18 protein-coding genes and 1 pseudogene are annotated in these 18121 nt (G+C 70.9%); all 19 read right to left on the minus strand.

Annotated elements, in window-relative coordinates; all coding sequences use genetic code 11:
- Window positions 1-13: 13 nt before the first annotated feature.
- A complete protein-coding gene (locus HIR71_RS03190) occupies window positions 14-532 on the minus strand; it encodes an ATP/GTP-binding protein (RefSeq protein WP_169323367.1) in 519 nt (172 codons plus the stop codon).
- 389 nt (window positions 533-921) lie between these two features.
- Window positions 922-1479, minus strand: coding sequence for a hypothetical protein (locus HIR71_RS03195; RefSeq protein ID WP_169323369.1), 558 nt, complete (start codon window positions 1477-1479; stop codon window positions 922-924).
- 360 nt (window positions 1480-1839) lie between these two features.
- Window positions 1840-2697 carry a hypothetical protein gene (locus HIR71_RS03200; RefSeq protein WP_169323371.1) on the minus strand — a complete coding sequence of 286 codons (858 nt, stop codon included), beginning with the start codon at window positions 2695-2697 and terminating at the stop codon, window positions 1840-1842.
- A gap of 345 nt (window positions 2698-3042) precedes the next feature.
- The gene (locus HIR71_RS03205; RefSeq protein WP_311836051.1) at window positions 3043-3318 is read right to left on the minus strand and encodes a hypothetical protein; all 276 of its coding nucleotides are present in this window, start codon (window positions 3316-3318) and stop codon (window positions 3043-3045) included.
- A gap of 77 nt (window positions 3319-3395) precedes the next feature.
- A complete protein-coding gene (locus HIR71_RS03210; protein ID WP_169323373.1) occupies window positions 3396-3872 on the minus strand; it encodes a prepilin peptidase in 477 nt (158 codons plus the stop codon).
- 131 nt (window positions 3873-4003) lie between these two features.
- Window positions 4004-4665 (minus strand): annotated as a pseudogene (locus tag HIR71_RS17580) (response regulator).
- A gap of 11 nt (window positions 4666-4676) precedes the next feature.
- Complete coding sequence (locus HIR71_RS17110; RefSeq protein WP_169323375.1) at window positions 4677-5618, minus strand: sensor histidine kinase; 942 nt, start codon at window positions 5616-5618, stop codon at window positions 4677-4679.
- Window positions 5615-5821, minus strand: a complete 207-nt coding sequence (locus tag HIR71_RS03225; protein ID WP_169323377.1) for a hypothetical protein — start codon at window positions 5819-5821, stop codon at window positions 5615-5617. The genes HIR71_RS17110 and HIR71_RS03225 overlap by 4 nt, the downstream gene beginning before the upstream one ends.
- 8 nt (window positions 5822-5829) lie before the next feature.
- Complete coding sequence (locus HIR71_RS03230) at window positions 5830-6915, minus strand: hypothetical protein (RefSeq protein ID WP_169323379.1); 1086 nt, start codon at window positions 6913-6915, stop codon at window positions 5830-5832.
- Between the two features lie 224 nt (window positions 6916-7139).
- Window positions 7140-7862 (minus strand): GntR family transcriptional regulator, encoded by a 723-nt coding sequence (locus HIR71_RS03235; protein WP_169323381.1) that lies wholly within the window; start codon window positions 7860-7862, stop codon window positions 7140-7142.
- Between the two features lie 36 nt (window positions 7863-7898).
- Window positions 7899-9140, minus strand: a complete 1242-nt coding sequence (locus HIR71_RS03240) for a dipeptidase (protein ID WP_169323383.1) — start codon at window positions 9138-9140, stop codon at window positions 7899-7901.
- A gap of 18 nt (window positions 9141-9158) precedes the next feature.
- Window positions 9159-10169, minus strand: a complete 1011-nt coding sequence (locus tag HIR71_RS03245; RefSeq protein ID WP_472595085.1) for an ABC transporter ATP-binding protein — start codon at window positions 10167-10169, stop codon at window positions 9159-9161.
- On the minus strand, window positions 10156-11193 hold the full coding sequence (locus HIR71_RS03250) for an ABC transporter ATP-binding protein (protein WP_169323385.1): 1038 nt from the start codon (window positions 11191-11193) through the stop codon (window positions 10156-10158). The genes HIR71_RS03245 and HIR71_RS03250 overlap by 14 nt, the downstream gene beginning before the upstream one ends.
- Window positions 11190-12056, minus strand: a complete 867-nt coding sequence (locus HIR71_RS03255; protein WP_169323387.1) for an alpha/beta fold hydrolase — start codon at window positions 12054-12056, stop codon at window positions 11190-11192. The genes HIR71_RS03250 and HIR71_RS03255 overlap by 4 nt, the downstream gene beginning before the upstream one ends.
- The gene (locus HIR71_RS03260; RefSeq protein WP_169323389.1) at window positions 12053-13228 is read right to left on the minus strand and encodes a M24 family metallopeptidase; all 1176 of its coding nucleotides are present in this window, start codon (window positions 13226-13228) and stop codon (window positions 12053-12055) included. The genes HIR71_RS03255 and HIR71_RS03260 overlap by 4 nt, the downstream gene beginning before the upstream one ends.
- A 5-nt stretch (window positions 13229-13233) precedes the next feature.
- Window positions 13234-14127: an ABC transporter permease gene (locus HIR71_RS03265; protein WP_169323391.1), complete on the minus strand. Its 894-nt coding sequence runs from the start codon at window positions 14125-14127 to the stop codon at window positions 13234-13236.
- Window positions 14124-15080 carry an ABC transporter permease gene (locus tag HIR71_RS03270; RefSeq protein WP_169323393.1) on the minus strand — a complete coding sequence of 319 codons (957 nt, stop codon included), beginning with the start codon at window positions 15078-15080 and terminating at the stop codon, window positions 14124-14126. Before HIR71_RS03270 ends, HIR71_RS03265 begins: the two co-directional genes overlap by 4 nt.
- A 42-nt stretch (window positions 15081-15122) precedes the next feature.
- The gene (locus tag HIR71_RS03275) at window positions 15123-16763 is read right to left on the minus strand and encodes an ABC transporter substrate-binding protein (RefSeq protein WP_211373717.1); all 1641 of its coding nucleotides are present in this window, start codon (window positions 16761-16763) and stop codon (window positions 15123-15125) included.
- Window positions 16760-17962 (minus strand): dipeptidase, encoded by a 1203-nt coding sequence (locus HIR71_RS03280; protein WP_169323395.1) that lies wholly within the window; start codon window positions 17960-17962, stop codon window positions 16760-16762. The genes HIR71_RS03275 and HIR71_RS03280 overlap by 4 nt, the downstream gene beginning before the upstream one ends.
- Between the last annotated feature and the right edge of the window lie 159 nt (window positions 17963-18121).

The raw sequence follows: 18121 nt of genomic DNA on the forward strand, positions 1-18121 counted from the left end.
CGCTCAATCCCGGTCAACCGGTGATCAGGACCTGCATCTCCCCGATGCGGACCGTCGCCGACGACGCCCGCGTGACGGTCAACGACCCCGAAGCGCCGCCGCCCGCCCATGTGACCTGCCACGTCGTCGTGGCGGTGATCCGGTACGCGTCGTCCGGCTGGCCCGCCGACGACTGCTGGTACACGTGCTGGCACGTCGGCGACTCGACCCCGCCCTCGAAGTACGGGGTGCCCGGGTTCGCGCACCGCACCGTGGTGCCGTCACCCATGTCCCACGCGATCTCGCTCGCCTGAGCCGTCGCCGTCACACTCAGCCCCGGCACCGACGCCGTCGCGGTGTTCGGACCCCACGTCGTCGGCCCCACCCCGGTCCACAGCCACACCGGGACGCCCACCAGGCCGGTACGACCCGGATCCGGCGTGTGCCCGATCGCCGGACCCGTCAGCTGCATCTGATCCACCGCCCGCGCCGCGAGCTCACCCGGCGTCGTCTCCGTCGCACCGAAACCCTCCGGCGGCGCCGCAAGCCACACCCATCCGCCGCTCGTTCCAGGAGCGCCCAGTGGTGCGGTGCAGGTGACGATGTAGACGGCGCCGTTCGGATAGTTCCCGCCCCACACTGCTTCGCTCGGGGCTGGTTGAGGTTCCCGCAGTCGGTAGTAGCAGGAGTCGTGGTTGTTGAACCAACCCCAGTCGTCGTCGAAGCACGGGACCGGTTCACCGATGGCCTGGAGGGCACAGGTTCGCTGAGTCGTTGGCGCTGGGTTTGCCTGACCGGTGTCCGGCGGCTGGCCGGGGACTTCCACCACCACGATGCAGAGTGGGAGGTCAGGCGGGCAGTCGACCGGCCCGGTGGATCCTCCGGCAGCCGACGTGCCGAGCATGAGGGCCGCAAGGGACATCACGCCGAGAGCGGCGCGCGTCAGCATGTCGTATCCCGGTGTGGGACGGAGCTGCGGATGAGCCAACGCCCTTCAGCAGTGAAGGCGGTGGATTCGGTCACGACACGCGTGGCTTGATCTGGGGCCGCCGCGCTCTCACCGCTCGCGGTGTAGACCGGCTGCCAGTTGGTTGCGTCGACGCAGTCCGTGATCGTGGCCGAGGCGCCTTCGCCGAGCTGAATCTCGGTGATCACCGGCGTCAGAACGGGCTCGCCGAGCATCGAGATCCCGTTGCGGCGGAAGGTCGCGATTGTCGATTGCGCATCAGTCAACGCAGTGTCGTCTGCGAAGCGGGCCAGGTTCGGGTCCTGCTGCTGCGCGGGGTCGGCGTACGAGGTGACCTTGGCGGCCCAGTACCCCCGGTAGGCCTCGAGTACTGCTGCCTCAGCTGCGGCTATTGCCGGGTCCGTCGTCGGCGTCGGGGACGGTGTTGGGCTGGACGACGTCGGCGGGGCCGATGACGAGGGTTGCGGGTCGGCGGCGCCGGCGGTGCAGCCGGACAGCGCGACGACGACTGCCAAGCAAGCAGCTGCCTTCACGGAGAAGCTCGTCGGTCTCATCGGCGATCACCCGTCCCCCAGCGGATCGCACGGCGCTCCTGTGACCTGCCCGCGATCGGCAGATCGCCCCATTGCACACCTTTCGGGCGGCTCGCAACACCCCCGAGTGGACTCGAGGTGAGAGCCGGCGCCTGCGCGCTGTGCTGGGTTGGCATGCGTCCATGAACCGACCTGCCGCCCGGCCCAGGCCACCCGACCCTGGCGTTCCTGTGGATAAGTCGGCCGCCGGCGCAGGGGTGGACAATCGGATCGCCCTCCATACGAGTAAGGGGTTCCTCGGAGAGCAAGAAGACCGGGTCCGGGAGGGCACCCGATGAGCCGGTGTTCTGCGCGGAGATGTCAAGAAGCCCTCTCCCGCTTCCTGGCATCCCGCCGCAGGGCAAGTGCCGCGACGCGACGTGGCGGGCGCATCCACTCCACCGCGGTCGACCGCACGGCCGCCTGGACGCCCACGTCGTCGAGCACGCCGGCGCCTTCCCGCCGCACCCGGGGCAGCAGCCCGTCCCAGCCGGGCTCCCCCAGCAGCAGCACCATCGTGCGGCGCACCTGCCACGGCGGAAGCCCGAGCTCGGCGGCGAGCGGTCGCCACCCAGCTTTTGCGCGCGTCCCATCGACGTCGTGGACCGGGATCTCAGCGAGCACGCGAACGAGCCGAGCGGCCGTCTCGAGCTGCCAGCCCGCATGCACCATCGCGCCGACGATCACCTCCAGGCCAGGCCCGAGCGCAATCCCAGCGCCAACTGGCTGCTGCGGCGCTGGCTCCAGGCCGACATCGAGGAGCCGATCCAGGCTCACCACCATGGGTACGGCGCCTGTGCGGGCATCGCTCCGGGCGCGCCATGCCTTGATCGACGTGGTGCAGTAGCGGGCGGCCAGCGCCTCGCCGCGCACGGCGCGCTGCACCGCGACCCACACCACTCCCCATGGGGAAGCGGCCTGCCGCAGCGAAGGGGCGCGCAATGTCTCCCAGGCGGTCTCCCATCCGGTGGCCTCGGCCTGGCTGGCGGCGAGACCGCGCAGCCCCTCGGCCACCACCATCGGTCGCACCAAGTCCTCGCGGACGAAGGTCAGGAGCGCGGTAGCGACCGGATCGTCCCAGCCGCAGGCGTCGATGCGGCCGAGTTCCTCGAGCAAGTTGCGATCGTCACGCAGCCTCTTGCGGGTGCGGGCCGAACGGACCTCGTCGACGGTGTCCATGAGCTGCCTCCGGTGTCGTGGTGGACACCACCCACGACAGCCCGCACCCATTGACAGAACCCTGACGGTTCACGTTCGCGCTGGTAGACGGCTCGGTGTAGGCATGAGTCAGCCAGTGCCGTCATCACGGTGTCAATGTCGCAGCGATGCGGACAACCACGAGCCCGGACATTGACAGAGCCCTGTCAACGTCAGCGCGGTCACGGTCACGGTCGCGGGCGTCGGCCGCTCCATCGAGCACGACGGGTCCTGCAAGTACGACGGGTCCTGCGCCGATGCCCCGGGGCCGGTGGACGCGGTTGTCAACGCCTCACGCCGCCAACGCGACCTCGGCGACGGCGGCCGTCAGGCCTTGACCGGTGGCACGAACCAGCTCACCGAGCGCATGACATCGTTCGCCCGCAACCATTCGAACCGCTCCGTGGCGGAAGCGGCCGGGTCGTCGCGCCAGGACACCATCACGTGCGTCGGTGTCCAACGAATCGCGCGGGGGGCGCGCCACTCCTCCGCCCCGTCCTCCCAGACCACGTGGGCGATCACCGGGATCTCCCCCATCGGGCGCACGGGCGCGGTCCGCGGGACTTCCCGGTTGGCCACGCGCCGGCCATCGTCACCCGCCACAATCCGACACCTTGCTCGAACGCGTGTTCGAGCGTATCGCATGCCGGCCCGGCTCTCCCGCGGGACTGACGCCCCCCCTACAGGGCCGCCACTCCCAGGGCTGCCAGGGCGCCGAGGATCATGAACGGGCCGAGCGGAAGTGTGCTTCGTCGACCCGCCCGCCTGATCATGAGCAGACCGATGGCCACAGCCCCGGCCAGGACGAAGGTCAAGACCGCGGCCGCCAGCAGCGTCAGCCAGCCGAACCACCCGGTCATCAGCCCGACGACGCCGGCCAGCTTCACGTCACCGAACCCGAGCTCGCCGGGCACGGCGAGCGCGATGCCCAGGAACACCACGAACATGACCAGCGCACCGACGCCGGCACGTACCAGCGCGGAAGGGTCGCCTGCGTGCCAGGCGGACGCTACCAACGACGCGAGGACTCCCAGGGCTGTCGCGAGCAGGAGGCGATCCGGGAGCTTTCGGGTGCGGACGTCCACAACACCGAGGACGACACCGCCGACCACGAAGGCCACCACCGCCGCGAGGGCGAAACCGTCGCTGGCCCACATGCCCTCATCCTGGCGGAGCACAGCAGGCACAGCGATCGAGCATCAGTGGGTTGTGGAGAGCAGTCGCGGTGCCGCACCGCCCGGTGCACGGCGCGACCTCGTCGGCCCGGTGCCGCCTGCGCGTCGGAGCCCTACCCGCGCCCGTCACCCGGCCGGACGATCCCGGACTCGTACGCGTACACGATCGCCTGCGCGCGGTCGCGCACCCCCAGCTTGTGGAGCACCCGCTTGACGTGCGTGCGGACGGTCTCCTGCGAGATGTACAGCCGAGCCGCGAGCTCCGCGTTCGACGCCCCGGACGCCATGGCGAGGAGCACCTCGGTCTCGCGCTCGGTCAGCGGGTCCGCGAGCGGAGGCAGGGGCGCCGGCGCCGGGGTGCGCGCGAACGCCTCGATCAGTCGGCGGGTCACCGACGGCGACAACAACGCCTCCCCCGCGGCGACCACCCGGACGGCGGCGATCAGGTCCTCCGGCGGCGTGCGCTGAGCAGGAACCCGGACGCACCCGCCCGGATCGCGGCGAACACGTACTCGTCGTGCTCGAAGGTCGTCAGGATGACCACGCGGGTCGAAGGTGCCCGTACGCCCAGGAGCGCCGTGGCCTCGATGCCGTCCATCACCGGCATCCGGACGTCCACCAGCGCGAGGTCGGGCACCTGCCGGGCCACGAGCTCGACACCCTGCCGCCCGTCGGCGGCCTCCCCCACCACGACGACGTCGCCGGCGCTCTCCAGGATCATCCGCACACCCCTGCGCACGAGGTGGTCGTCGTCGACCAGCGCGACGCGGATCATCGGCCCACCGTTCATGCCCGCACCGGCAGCGTGCAACGCACGGACCACCCGCCGCGGGGGTCCGGGCCGACCTCGGCGGTGCCGCCCAACGCCTCGGCGCGGGCGCGGATGCCGACGAGCCCTCGCCCCGACGGGGACGCCGTCGCCGCCCGTCCCGGCGCCCGGTCGCTCACCCGCAGCCGCAGGGCGTCGTCGTCGTACCGGATCTCCACCTCGGCCGGCGAGCCGGCAGCGTGCTTGGCGACGTTGGTCAGCGCCTCCTGGACGACCCTGAACGCCGCCAGGTCGACCGGCCTCGTCAGGGCACGCGGGGTGCCCACGACCCGCACGTGCACCGGCACCCCGGCCGCGGTGAGCTGGGCCGCCAGGTCGTCGACCGCCGCCAGGCCCCGGGCGGGCCGGCGGTCGGGCGGCGCGTCGAGCACGGCGAGCGCCTGGTCCAGATCCGCCAGCGCGTCCCGGCCGACGCCCTCCACGGTCGCCAGCGCGGCCGCGCTCGCCTCCGAGTCCCGCCCGAGCATCCGGCGGGCCGCACCCGCCTGCAGCACCATGACGTTGAGCGCATGCCCGACCACGTCGTGAACCTCGTGCGCGATCCGGGCCCGCTCTGCGGCGACCGCCGCGGCCCGCTCGGACTCCCGCCGCTGCTCGGCCTCCTGCGCACGCCGAAGGAGGTCCTCGGCGGAACGGCGCCGCTGCCGCTCCGCCTGGCCGGCGACCCATGCCAGCGCCCACACGGCGACCAGGAACCCCGGCAGCCACGGGACGCCCGACGACGGAACGAGCGTCCAGTACACGACGATCCCGGTCAGCCCGACGACCAGCCCGATCACCGCCCGGACCCGGGTCGCCGCGTGCGCCCCCACCAGGTACAGGCTCACCGCGTTCGGGTACGGGTACAGGCCGGCGTCGTAGAACAGCGCGGCCATGGCCTCCAGCGCCGCCGAGCTCACCAGGTAGGCACGAGCGGGAACCGGCGACCGAACGCCAGCGCCCCGCCGATCGCCGCGGCCAGCACGAACGGCCACGGGGACCCGGCGCGCTCGGCGACCGCCTCGGCGAACAGCAGCGCGATCGCCATCACCGCGAGGACGACACCCCAGACGCCGACGCCGTCGGCCTCACCTGGGCGCAGCAGCCTCCGGACGCCGCCCATCACCCTCCTCACCCGCCAGTGGCGCCCGCACCCACGCGCTCGCCCCGCACAGCATCGCCGACCACGACGGCAAACGGGGCCAGAACCGCGAACGTGGCGAGCGCCAGCCCGAAGACCATCGGGCCGGCGAGCTCGAGCATCGAGCGACCCGCGTAGGCCTGCCCGATGACGAGCCCGGCGAGAACGGTGTACCCGGCCGCGCAGACCACCATGGTCCTGGTCCGCGTCGCCGGTCCCAGCCCGGACCTGCCGAGCAGCAGCGCCAGCACGCCCAGCACCTGGATCCCGTGCAGGGCGACCGCGTGCGCAAGTTTGCCGGACCCCGCCAGACCGATCACCACCGCGGACGGGACGGCCTCGTTGGCCTCGACGTAGGCGAGCCCCCGGCCGAGCAGGTCGCCGCCGATCGCCGACCCGACCAGCACGAGGCCCAGACCCACGAGCACCCCGATCACCGTGGGGGCCGGTCGCCGCAGCCGCAGCGCGGCCCACAGCGCGAGCGCGGCGACGCCGACCCCGAAGACGACGATCGTCACGCCCATGAGCCCGAAGATCACCCCGTCCACCGGCGTCAGCACGTTGAAGTGCGAGGCCACACCGCGCCACCGCTGCGCCGTGATGAGGGCGACCTCGGCCGCGCCGCCCCCCGCGGTCAGCGCGGTGGTCGTCCATCCCCACCTCGGGCTGCGCGCCAGCACGCCCTGCACCCAGCCCGCCGACAGCAGGAACATGCCGAACGAGACACCGAAGAGGATCGGCTTGCGCCACGACACCGCACCCTCCCAGGCGCCACCGTCCACGGCCCAGACCCCGACGTGCACGATCCCGGACCCCAGCAGCACGACGGCGGTCGCATACATCGCCCGCTGGTAACCGTGGCGAGGTGCCGCATCGGCCAGCGCACCACGCAGGAGGGCGAGGAACGCCACGACCGCACCGCGCAGGAGCCGCCGGGGACGCGGTGGGGCCGCGACGTCGCCGTCGTGCGGTGCGGTGCCGCCGGCTCCCGCCGGCCTGGTGGGCATCACGGTGGACGGCGGCGCAGGCCGCACAGCGGTGGACGGGGACGACGGGACGGCGCGCGTGATCGACATGGTCCCAGCCTCGCCATGACCCGATACCCGGTCGTCCTCCGCAGCGGGGACATCACCGTCACCCCGCGGGGTGACACCGCCGCGGCCCGCGCCGCGCCGGCGCAGCCGGACCGGGCCTCGGCACCGGAACGGCACCGCCAGCACACGCCCCCACGAGCCACCCCGGTAGCCGGAACAGACCCCACCCAGCGCGACGGCGTCGTAGACAACGTGCTCGGGGCACGTCAGCGGGTAATGCGCATCCTCACCAGGTCGGTCCGCTGGAGGGATCGCCCATAGGCGAGCGGCTCGTTGTCGGGGCTGTAGGTCACCTGCACCGCACGAATGACGGGGCAGCCTGGGTCGAGCCCCAACGGCTCCGCGTCAGCTGCGTCGAGGGCGACCGCTTCGATGTCAGTGACCGTGTGCGCGGTCGCCCCGCGTTGATGTCGGTTGAGCATCTCGAAGAGGTCGGTTTCCAGGCTCCGCATCGGCGCCGGGTCTATCGGTCGCCCGAAAAGCTCCAGGGGGATGTGCTCATGCATCAGCGCGGCTGGTGTCCCGTCGACCGCGAAGAGTCGACGCACGAGCCACGCGGTGGCGCCGTTCGAAAGCTGGAGCGCCCGGCTCGCGTCCGGCGGGCACTCCACGCGCTCGCACGTCCCGTCGAGCAAGGTGACGATGCGTCCGCTGGACTGCACGCGGTCCCTGAACGATTGGATCGCTGACATGTTGAGCGACGCAACCGGGCGTGGCGGGTTGACGAACGTGCCTGCGCCCCAGCGCCGGTTGACGATCCCTTCCGTCGCCAGGATGCCGAGGGCCTCCCGCACCGTGCCGCGTGAGACGTCCATGGACTCGGCCAGGGTCTTCTCCGTGGGCAACTGGTCGCCCACCTCGAATCTCATGGCGATGAGATGACGGAGCCGCAGCAGGGCGCTCTGGACTGCCGTGTCTCGGTTGGCCATTTCTCCTCTTCGACCGATCCGCGCTGAGCTGTGAGATCACCAGACCTGATTGAGAACTCGCAGGGTATTGCCTCCGAGCACCTTCGTGATCTCGTCGTCGCTGTAACCATGGCGCACGAGCCATCCGGTGATGTTCCAGAAGCTCTCGCCAGGGTTCTCCAGCCCGTCGACGTACTCGACCTGCGGGTGGTCAAGCCGGCCCTCCTCCTTCTGGGCGTAGTTGCCGGCGTAGGTACGGTGCACCGCCACGTGGTCGCCGAACATCGTGTCGGGCCCGAACGTCACGTGGTCGATGCCGACGAGGTCCACGCAGTACTGGAAATGGTCCATCACCGATTCGAGCGTGTGCACGGGGTGGTCGGGCGACAGGGTGGTGTGAGGAGCCGCCTCGAGCCCGATCAGCCCACCGCGCTCGGCGCAGGCGATGATGACCTCGTCGGGCTTGAGCCGCGGGATCGGCCAGACCGCACGCGCGCCGGCGTGGGTGATCATCACGGGCACCTCCGACTGCTCGATCACGTCAAGGCTGGTCCGGTCGCCCGAGTGCGAGATGTCGATGAGCATGCCCAGCTTGTTCATTCGGGCCACGGCCCTGCGGCCGAACGCCGTGAGCCCGGCGTCGCCCTTCTCCGCCAGCCCCGAGCCCAGCATGTTCGACTGGGAGTACGCGATGCCCAGCTGCCGGACACCGAACCCGTACAGCATGTCCAGCCGGTCCAGCTCGTTCTCGATCATCGTCGAGCACTCGAACCCGGCGACGAGCGCCAGCCGACCGTTCGCCTTGGCGTCGAGGATGTCCTGGACCGACGTGGCGTGGACCACGTAGTCCTGCTTGGCCAGGTCGGCGAGCCGGAACCCCAGCGCGTAGATCATGTCGTCCCACTTCCAGCCGTGCTGGCTGGTCACGCACGACGCCCCGGCCATGAAGTTGTCGACGACGGCCGTCAGGCCGGAGTGCGCGAGCCCCTCGTAGCCGGTGCGCTGCCGACCGGTCCGGTTGTAGCGGCGGATGCTCGCCTCGTCCTCGGGCAGCACGATCGCGTGCTCGTGCAGGGAGATGACGATCTCGTCGCGCATGATCCGAACGACGCGGTGGGCCTCCTCGGGAGACAGCCCGCCGTCGTACGCGGGGACCCGGCCCACCTCGGCCGCGAGGTCGAAGTGCTGGTAGTCGACGCCGGGCTCGAGGTAGCCGTACGCACGGTAGCCCTGGTGGGCGGGCGCCGGCCCGGCCGCGGCCCGGGCGTTGTCGAGGGCGGAGGGTGCGGGAGTCGTCATGGTGGGGAGTCCTTGTGGTCAGGAGGCCGTGGTCGCGGGCTGGGTCATGGGGAAGTGGCAGGCGAACGCCTGCTCCCTCGGGTCAGGGGCGGTCAGGGGTGGCTCCGTGGTGGCGCACACGTCCTGCGCCTTCCAGCAGCGGGTCCGGAACCGGCATCCCGACGGCGGGTCCACCGGGCTCGGCGGGTCGCCCTCCAGCAGTCGGCGTGACCGGGTCCCGCGCAGCGCGGGGTCCGGCACGGGGACGGCCGACAGCAGCGCCGAGGTGTACGGGTGCCGCGGCGTGTCGTAGACGTCGGTGCGGTCACCGAGCTCGGCCATCTTCCCGAGGTACATGACGCCGATCCGGTCGGAGATGTGCCGGACGACGGAGAGGTCGTGCGCGATGAAGACGTACGACAGGCCGAGCTCGCGCTGGAGCCGCTGGAACAGGTTGACGACCTGGGCCTGGATCGACACGTCGAGGGCCGAGACCGGCTCGTCGCACACGATCACCTCCGGCTCGAGCGCGAGCGCCCGGGCGATGCCGATGCGCTGCCGCTGGCCGCCCGAGAACTGGAAGGGGTAGCGGTCCAGGTGGTCGGGGTTGAGGCCCACGAGCTCGACCAGCTCGTCGATCCGAGCCTCCCGACGGGCGCGCGGCAGCAGGTCCCGGTGGATCTCGAACGGCTGCAGGAGCAGGTCCCGGACCGTGCGCCTGGGGTTGAGGGACGTGTACGGGTCCTGGAGCACGATCTGGACGCGGCGCCTGAGCACGCGGAGGTCGCGGCCCCGGGCGGCGTGCACGTCCTCGCCGCGCAGGGTCACCCGCCCTGCCGTGGGGCGTTCGAGCCCCACGATGGTCCGCGCGAGCGTCGACTTGCCGCAGCCGGACTCCCCCACGATGCCCAGGGTCTCCGACGCCCGCAGGTCGAAGCTCACGCCGTCCAGGGCACGCACCACGTGCGGGCTCCGGCGGAGCAGCGACCCCCGCGCCGTGAAGTGCTTGGTCAGGTTCTCGACGCTCAGCACGACGTCAGGCATGGCCATGGAGCACCTCCTCGCGGCGGTGGCACGCGCTGAGGCGGCGCGTGCCCGGGGACAGGGGCTCGGGGTCGACGAGGGCGGGCCGCTCGACCGTGCAGCGCTCCACGACGGCGTCGCACCGCGGCGCGAACGCGCACCCGGGCGCCCTCCCCAGCAGGCTCGGTGGCGTGCCCGGGATCGCCCACAGGGTGTCGTCCTCGCGGTCCACGCGCGGGATGGACCGGAGCAGGCCGCGCGTGTACGGGTGCGCGGGGGCGGCGAACAGCTCGTGCACCGTGCCCTGCTCGACGATCCGCCCGGCGTACATGACCGCCACGGTGTCGGCGACCTCCGCGACGACGCCGAGGTCGTGAGTGATCAGCACCAGCCCCATGTCGAGCTCGCGCTGCAGGTCGAGGATCAGGTCCATGATCTGCGCCTGGACGGTCACGTCGAGAGCCGTCGTCGGCTCGTCCGCGATGAGGACGGTCGGCTCGAGGGCGAGAGCCAGGGCGATCATCACGCGCTGGCGCATCCCGCCGGAGAACTGGTGCGGGTAGTCGCGGGCGCGGTCCGCCGGCGCGGGGATGCGCACGCGCTCGAGCAGCTCCACCGCGCGTGCGGCCGCCGCCCGCCGGCCCATCCCCCGGCGGACCCGCAGCAGCTCGGCGATCTGCTCGCCGACCGTGAAGACGGGGTTGAGCGACGAGAGCGCGTCCTGGAAGACGATCGCGATCTCCTCCCCGCTCACCCGCCGCCGCTCCTCGGCCGACGCGGTGAGCAGGTCCGCCCCCCGGAACAGCACGCTGCCGCCCGTCACACGGCCCGGCGGGTCCAGCAGCCCCATGACGGTCTGGGCGGTGACCGACTTCCCGGACCCGGACTCGCCGAGGAGGGCCAGGGTGCGGCCGGCGTGCACGTCGAGGCTCACACCCTGCAACGCGGGCAGGGCGCCGTCGCGCGTGTCGAACTCGACGCTCAGGTCACGCACGCTCAGGACGGGCGCGCGCACGTCGGTCGTCGGGCCGTCAAGCAGCGTCTCCGTCATACCGGCGCCACCCCCGCACGGCGCAGGAAGTCACGGACCACGGCCTGGAAGCGCTCGGGCTCCTCAAGCTGCGGCGAGTGCCCGGAGTGCTCGAACACGACAAGCTCACCGTGCGCGACGCCGTCCGCGATCCGCTGCGACGCCGGGACGGGGGTGCGCCAGTCGTGCCGTCCGACGGTCACGAGCACGGGGCACGCGATCTCCCCAAGGCGCGGCGCGAGGTTGTACGCCGGCATGTTCACGCCGAAGGCGTAGTTGTGGGTCGCGTAGTGGTAGGTGGTGCTCGCGGCCTTGCGCTCGACCGCGGCCGGGTCGTAGCTGTGGTCGTAGAGCGGGAGGATCGCGCGCCAGTACCGCTCGAACTCGGCGTTGTCCGCGAAGCGCCCCGTCCCGATGCGCTCGATCGCCCACGGCTCGATGACGACGCGATCGGTCGACCTGGCGCGCTCGACCGCCAGGTGGTCGTGCTCGGTATCGGCCGCCGTGTCGCGGAGCACCAGGGCGCGCACGTGCTCCGGGTGGGCCAGCGTGTACTCCATCGCGAGGAAGCCGCCGTAGGAGCCGCCCGCCATGACGACGTCCCCTAGGTCGAGGCGGGTCCGGATCGCCTCGATGTCTGCCACCCACTGCTCGTGGCTGAACGGGCCTTCGTCGGACGAGGCACCGGAGCCGCGCGCGTCGAACGTCACGATCCGGTACCCGTCCGCGAACGCCCCGAACGAGCGGACCGGCTCGGCCCGCGAACCCAGCCCCGGCGCGCCGTGGTGCACGACGATCGCCGGCGCGTCCTCGGGTCCGAGCATCTCGATGACCAGGCGGGCGCCGTTGATGGTCTCGGTGAACTGCTTGCTGACGGTGCTCATGCGGCGATCACGTTCTCCTCGAGGGTCCGCGGGTACTGAGTGAGGCGCTCCGGGACGGCGTCGGTGACCAGGACCGTGTCGGAGATGCGGTAGCCGCCGTGGCCCGGTACGTAGACCCCGGGTTCGCTCGACAGCACCATGCCGGCGGCCAGCACGGTGGGGTCGCCGTCCTCCACCCAGGGCGCCTCGTGCTGCGCGACGCCGATGCCGTGACCCTGGCGGTGGCGGAGGCGCTGCCCCAGGCCGGCGTCCCGGATGACGTCGAGGCACTCGGCGTTGACCGACGCGCACGTGCGGCCGACGGTCATGGCGTCGGTGCCCACCTCCTGCGCGCGGCGGGTGACGGCGAAGTACCGCTGCTGCTCGTCGCTCGGCTCGCCGATCACGAACGTGCGCTCGCTCTCCACGAACCGGCTGAGGACGGCCGCACCGAGCGACAGGATCACCGTGTCCCCGCGCTCGAGCCGGCGACGGCTCGGGAGACCGTGTGGGTGCGCGGAGTTCGGGCCTGCGTACACCAGCCCCCCGGCGAGCTTGGTCGTGTAGAGCACCCGGTCGTAGCGGCTGTACATCGCGTCCGTGCCGTAGCCGATGACGTGCCGGGCGAGATCACCCTCGGTCGGCAGCGGTCGCCCGGACGCGATCGCGTCCTCGACCAGCCCACGGCCGGCCGCCAGCATCTCGTCGCAGATCGCGGCGGCCTGGCGGTGGAGCACGAGCTCGGCCGGCTGCTTCACCAGTCGCAGGGACGCGATCGCCGACGTCGTCTCCCACCGCACGGCGGGGAGCACGGCCCGCAGGCGCTCGAGGGAGCCGTGCGCGAGCGAACCGGTGACACCGACTCGCGCCGCGGAGAGCCCGCGCCGTGCGAGCTCGGCGGCCAGGTGCTGCTCGGGGGTCACGACGCCCGGGTACTCGAAGTACGTGCCGACCTCGGCATGGATCCCCTGCGCAGCGGCGTACTCGCGGTCGAGCTCGGGCACGAGGCACAGCCGCGCGCCGTCGGTGCCGAACCACAGGTACACGGGCCGCTCGGTCACCGCGTAGAAGAACCCCACAAGGTACGCCACGTCGGCGGGGTGGGTGACGAGGACGCCGTCGAGGCCCTCGTCGTCGAGCCGTGAGCGGAGGCGGGCCGCGACGCCGTCGTAGAAGTCGACCGGGAGGTGCATCCGGCTCACATCCCCTTCGTGCGCGGGTCGCGCGAGTCGTTGTAACGGACGCCGGCGATCGTCGATGCGAGCACCAGCAGCAGGATCGCCAGCGACGGGAACAGGGTCTGCCACCAGGCGGTGGCGATGGTCCCCGACCGCTGGGCGTTGAGCAGGATGCGGCCCCACGACCACGAGGACGGGTCGCCCATCCCGAGGAAGGACAATCCCGCCTCCGAGATGACAGAGCGCGCGGCGGTCAGGAGCACGCTGACGACGATGAGTGGCATGACGGCGGGCAGGATCTCGCGCGTGATGATCCGCACGGCACCCGCCCCGAGCACCCTGGCCCCGTCGATGTACGGCATCGCGGCCACCACCATCCCGTTCGAGCGGATGAGGCGTGTCACCTCGGGCCACGACAGGACGCCGATAACGACGACGAGGGTGGTCACGCTCGGTCCCGCGAGCGCAGTGACCAGGATCATCAGGGGCAGCAGCGGCAGCGAGAGCATCACGTCGGTGATCGTCGTCACGAAAGGGTCGAGCCACTTCAGGTAGGCCGCACCGAGGCCGAGCGCGGTGCCGATGACGATCGCGATGAGCGACGCGACGACGCCCACCGTGAGGCTGATCCGCGTGCCCCAGACCACCTGGGTGAAGACGTCCTGGCCGAGGTCGTCGGTCCCGAACCAGTGGGCGCCCGACGGCGCCTGGAGGATGTCGGTCCCCAGACCGCCGGGGCGCTCCATGAGCATTGGGCCGAACACGCCCGTGAGCACGAAGACCACGAGCACCGCGACCGACAGCCAGCCGGACGGCTTGCTGAAGAAGCCGCCGGGTCGCTTCGGGGACAGGGACGTGGCGGCGAGCGCCGCGAGCGGGACGTCGGGCGCCGGGGCGGTCGAGGTGCTGCTCATGAGGTGCGGATCCTTGGGTTCAGGACCATGGACACCATGTCGGTGACCAGGTTCGCCAGGACGACGGTGATGGCCAGGAGGACGAAGGCGCCCTGGAGCATCGGGTAGTCGAGCTGGCGCACGGACTCGTAGATCAGGCGGCCGACGCCGGGGTAGGCGAACACGGTCTCGGTGAGCACCGCGCCACCGATGAGCGTCCCGAGCTGGAGCCCCATGAGGGTCAGCGCAGGAAGCATCGCGTTGCGCAGCGCGTGCCGCCAGATCGTGCGCCGCGGCGTCAGCCCGCGGGACCGGGCGCTCTTGATGTAGTCCTCGCCGAGGACCTCGAGCATGTTGGTGCGCAGCGTGAGCGCGTAGGGGCCGAGCTGCACCAGGACCAGCGAGAACAGCGGCAGGGCCAGGTGGTGCAGGAGGCTGAGGTACGCGGCGAGGCCGCGCGTGTCGGGGTCGATCGCCTGGCCGATCGGGAACCAGCCGAGGTTCGACCCGAAGACGACGAGCAGCATGATCGCGATGCTCGGCACGAACAGCGCGTTGGCCGTGATCCCGAAGACCTGGACGAGCTTGTCGATCACCTTGCCGCGACCGACCGCCGCGTACACCCCGAGCGGGATCCCGATGAGGATCGTGAGGACGAAGGCGCTGCCCGCGAGGAGCAGCGTCCACGGCAGGCGGTCGAGCAGCACCTCGCTGACCGGCACGAGCTGCCGGAACGAGACGCCGAGGTTCCCGCGGAGGAGCTCACCCAGGTACAGGGCGTACTGCACGAGCAGCGGCTTGTCGAGGCCGTACTGCTCACGCAGGGCGGCCTGCATCTCGGGGGTCATGTCCCCCTCCACCACCAGGAGGGTGGGGTCGGCCGGCAGCAGCCGGAGCAAGAAGAAGGTGATCGTGACGGCGATCCAGATCGTGAGGATCGCGCGGAGCACCCTGGTCGTGACGAACCGCAGCACGGTCGTCCCTCCCCTCCTGGTGGTATGTGGGTCGTGGACCGGTCAGTCGACCGGCGTGACCTGCGCGAGCGAGTAGCCGGTCACCATGCCGAGCAGGTCACTCGGCGAGGGCGCGAAGCCCTCGAACCGGTCGGAGCGGTACGCGAAGCGGAAGTTCTCCACGTACAGCGGGGTGAGCAGCGCCTGGTCGTGCACGTAGGCGTCGATCGCCTGGATCTTGCCGACGAACTCCTTCTCGTCGACCGTCAGCGCCGCGTCGTTCACCAGGGCGTCGAGCTCCGCGTCCTGGACGAGGTTGTAGTTGATGCCGCCCGGGTTGGAGGACAGGTAGGTGCTGCGCAGCTGGTCCATCGGGTTGTCGAAGACGCCCCACTGGGACAGGTCGATCTCGTACTCGCCACCCCGGGTGCGGGCCAGGAACGTGTTCCGCTCGACACAGGCGAGGTTGATCTGAATCCCGGCCTCGGCCGCGTCCTCACGGACGACCTCCGCCACCCGCGTGAGGTTCGCGTTGGACTGGTCGCACACCATCTCGAACGACAGGCCGTCGAGGACGCCGTCGCCGTCGCCGTCGCTGTACCCGGCCTTCTCGAGCAGCTCGCGCGCGCCCTCGGGGTCGAAGGGGTAGGCGTCGAGGTCGGTGTTGTCGAACTGCGCGAAGATCGGGGAGATGGGGCCGACCATCGGCTGGCCCTCGCCCTGCAGGATCGTCGCGATGATCGACTTGGTGTCGACCACCATGGACAGCGCCTGGCGCACCGCCTGGTCCGCGAGCGCACCCTTCGTGACGTTGTAGGTCAGGTGGGCAAAGCCGAGCGAGCCCACGGTCTCGAGGCTGATGCCGTCCGCTCCCTCGAGCGACGCGGCGGCCGACGCCGGGACAGGCGTGCCCATGAGGTCGATGTCGCCGTTGCGCAGCGCGAGGATCATCGTGTTGACGTCGGGGTAGACCACGTACTCGACCGTGCCGACCGCCGCGCCGCCCTCGGGGGCGTGCGGGTAGTTCGGGTTCGCCTTGAGGGTGTAGCGCTGCCCGCGGGTCATCGAGTCCAGGACGTAGGCGCCTGCGCCCACCCAGTCGGCGTCGTTGGCGAACGTGGACAGGTCGCCGGCCTCGGAGAAGACGTGGGCCGGGACGATCGGCATCCAGAAGCCGACGCCCTCTGCGAACGGCGCGTACGGCTGGGAGAGGTGGAACACGACGGTGTTCTCGTCACGGACCTCGACGGACTCGACCCACGTCAGCTTCGCGGCGACGTTGCCGAGCTTGTACTGCATGATCGCCTCGGCGCTGAACTTGACGTCCTCGGCGGTGAGCGGTGTCCCGTCGGTCCACTGGAACCGCTCGTCGAGCGCGAAGACGACCGCCTTGCCGTCCTCCTCGTACGAGTAGCCCGTGGCGGCCTCGGGGACCTTCTCGGCGTTCTCGTCGATCCGCAGGAGGTGCGGGTACATCGCGTTGAGGATCCAGCTGTCGGTCTTGGACAGGGACTGCAGCGGGTTGAAGTTCTCGACGTCGGTCGTCGTGCCGATCCGGAGAGTGGCCTGGGCGGAGCTCGCCGTCGAGCCGCCCTCGCTCTCGGTGCTGCCGTTCCCTTCGTTGAGCCCGCAGCCGGTGAGGGCGAGCACGCCCGCCGTCACCACCGCGGTCAGGGCGCGCAGGCGCCGTGTTCCGTTGTTCACCAGACCTCCTTGAGTACACGCAGGATGTTCGAACCGATGACCTTGCTGATCTCCTCGTCCGACCAGTCGTTCTTGACCAGCCAGCCGACGATGTTCGTGAAGTTCTCCGCGGGGTTCTCGACCCCGGCCACGTACGGGACGCGCGGGTGCTCGACGTGCCCGTGCGCGTTGGCGATCGTCAGGTGGCCGCTGAACGAGTCGTGCAGCCCGACGTGGTCGCCGAAGTTGGTGTCCGGCCCGAACGCGACGTGGTCGATGCCGACGAGCTCGACGCAGTACGTGAAGTGGTCCATCACCGACTCGAGCGAGTGCTCCGGGTGCTCCGGCGACAGCGTCGTATGCGGTGCCGCCTCGATTCCGATGACGCCGCCGCGCTCGGCGCAGGCGACGATCACCTCGTCGCTCTTCATCCGGTTGGTTGGCCACACGGACCGCGCGCCGGCGTGGGTGATGAAGACGGGTACGGCGGAGTGCTCGATCACGTCCATGCTGGTGCGGTCGGACGAGTGCGAGATGTCGATCGCGATGCCGAGCTTGTTCATGCGTTCGACCGCTCGGCGGCCGAACGTCGTCAGGCCGCCGTCCTGCGGCTCGGCGAGGCCGGAGCCCAGCTGGTTAGCCATGGAGTAGGCGATGCCCATCTGCCGGACACCGAGCCCGTAGAGGATGTCGAGGCGGTCGAGCTCGTTCTCGATCATCGTGGCGGCCTCGAGCCCGGCGACGAGCCCGACCTTGCCTGCGGACTTCGCGTCCTCGATCTCGGCCACGGTCCGCACCAGGACGACGTAGTCCTGCTTGGCGATGTCGGCGAACCGGAGGCCGAGGTCGAAGATGACGTCGTTCCACTTCCAGCCGTGCTCCGACGTCACGCAGTTGGTGCCGTTCATGAAGTTGTCGAAGAGCGCAGACATGCCCGATCGGGCGAGCCCCTCGTACCCGAGCGCGTTGCGGCCCGTGTGGTTGTACTCCCTGAGCTGGTGCGGGTCGGCGGTGAGGACCTTCGGGTGCTCGTGGAGGGAGATGACGTGCTCCTGCTCCAAGATCGCGGTCACGCGCTCCGTCTGCTCATCGGTCAGACCGAGATCGTAGGGTGCCACGCGCCCGATCTCAGGCGCGAGGTCAAAGACGCGGTAGTCGGCGTGCGGTTCGAGGTAGTCGAAGCTCCGGTACCCGCGGTATTGCGGACTAGGCGTCTGCATCGTTCTCCAGTGGTCGGACCTTTGGTGTCTCTGAGCATATGCATAGGTCGGACCTCTCGATCATTTGTCCTGACATGTGAGATCCAACCCACAGCGACGTCGCCTGATCACAGGTGGACGGAGTCGGGTAAGCGCACCCTGACGACGGGGCTAGCTTTC

It is taken from the genome of Cellulomonas fimi, assembly GCF_012952065.1.
In the GTDB taxonomy this organism is placed as follows: domain Bacteria; phylum Actinomycetota; class Actinomycetes; order Actinomycetales; family Cellulomonadaceae; genus Pengzhenrongella; species Pengzhenrongella fimi_A.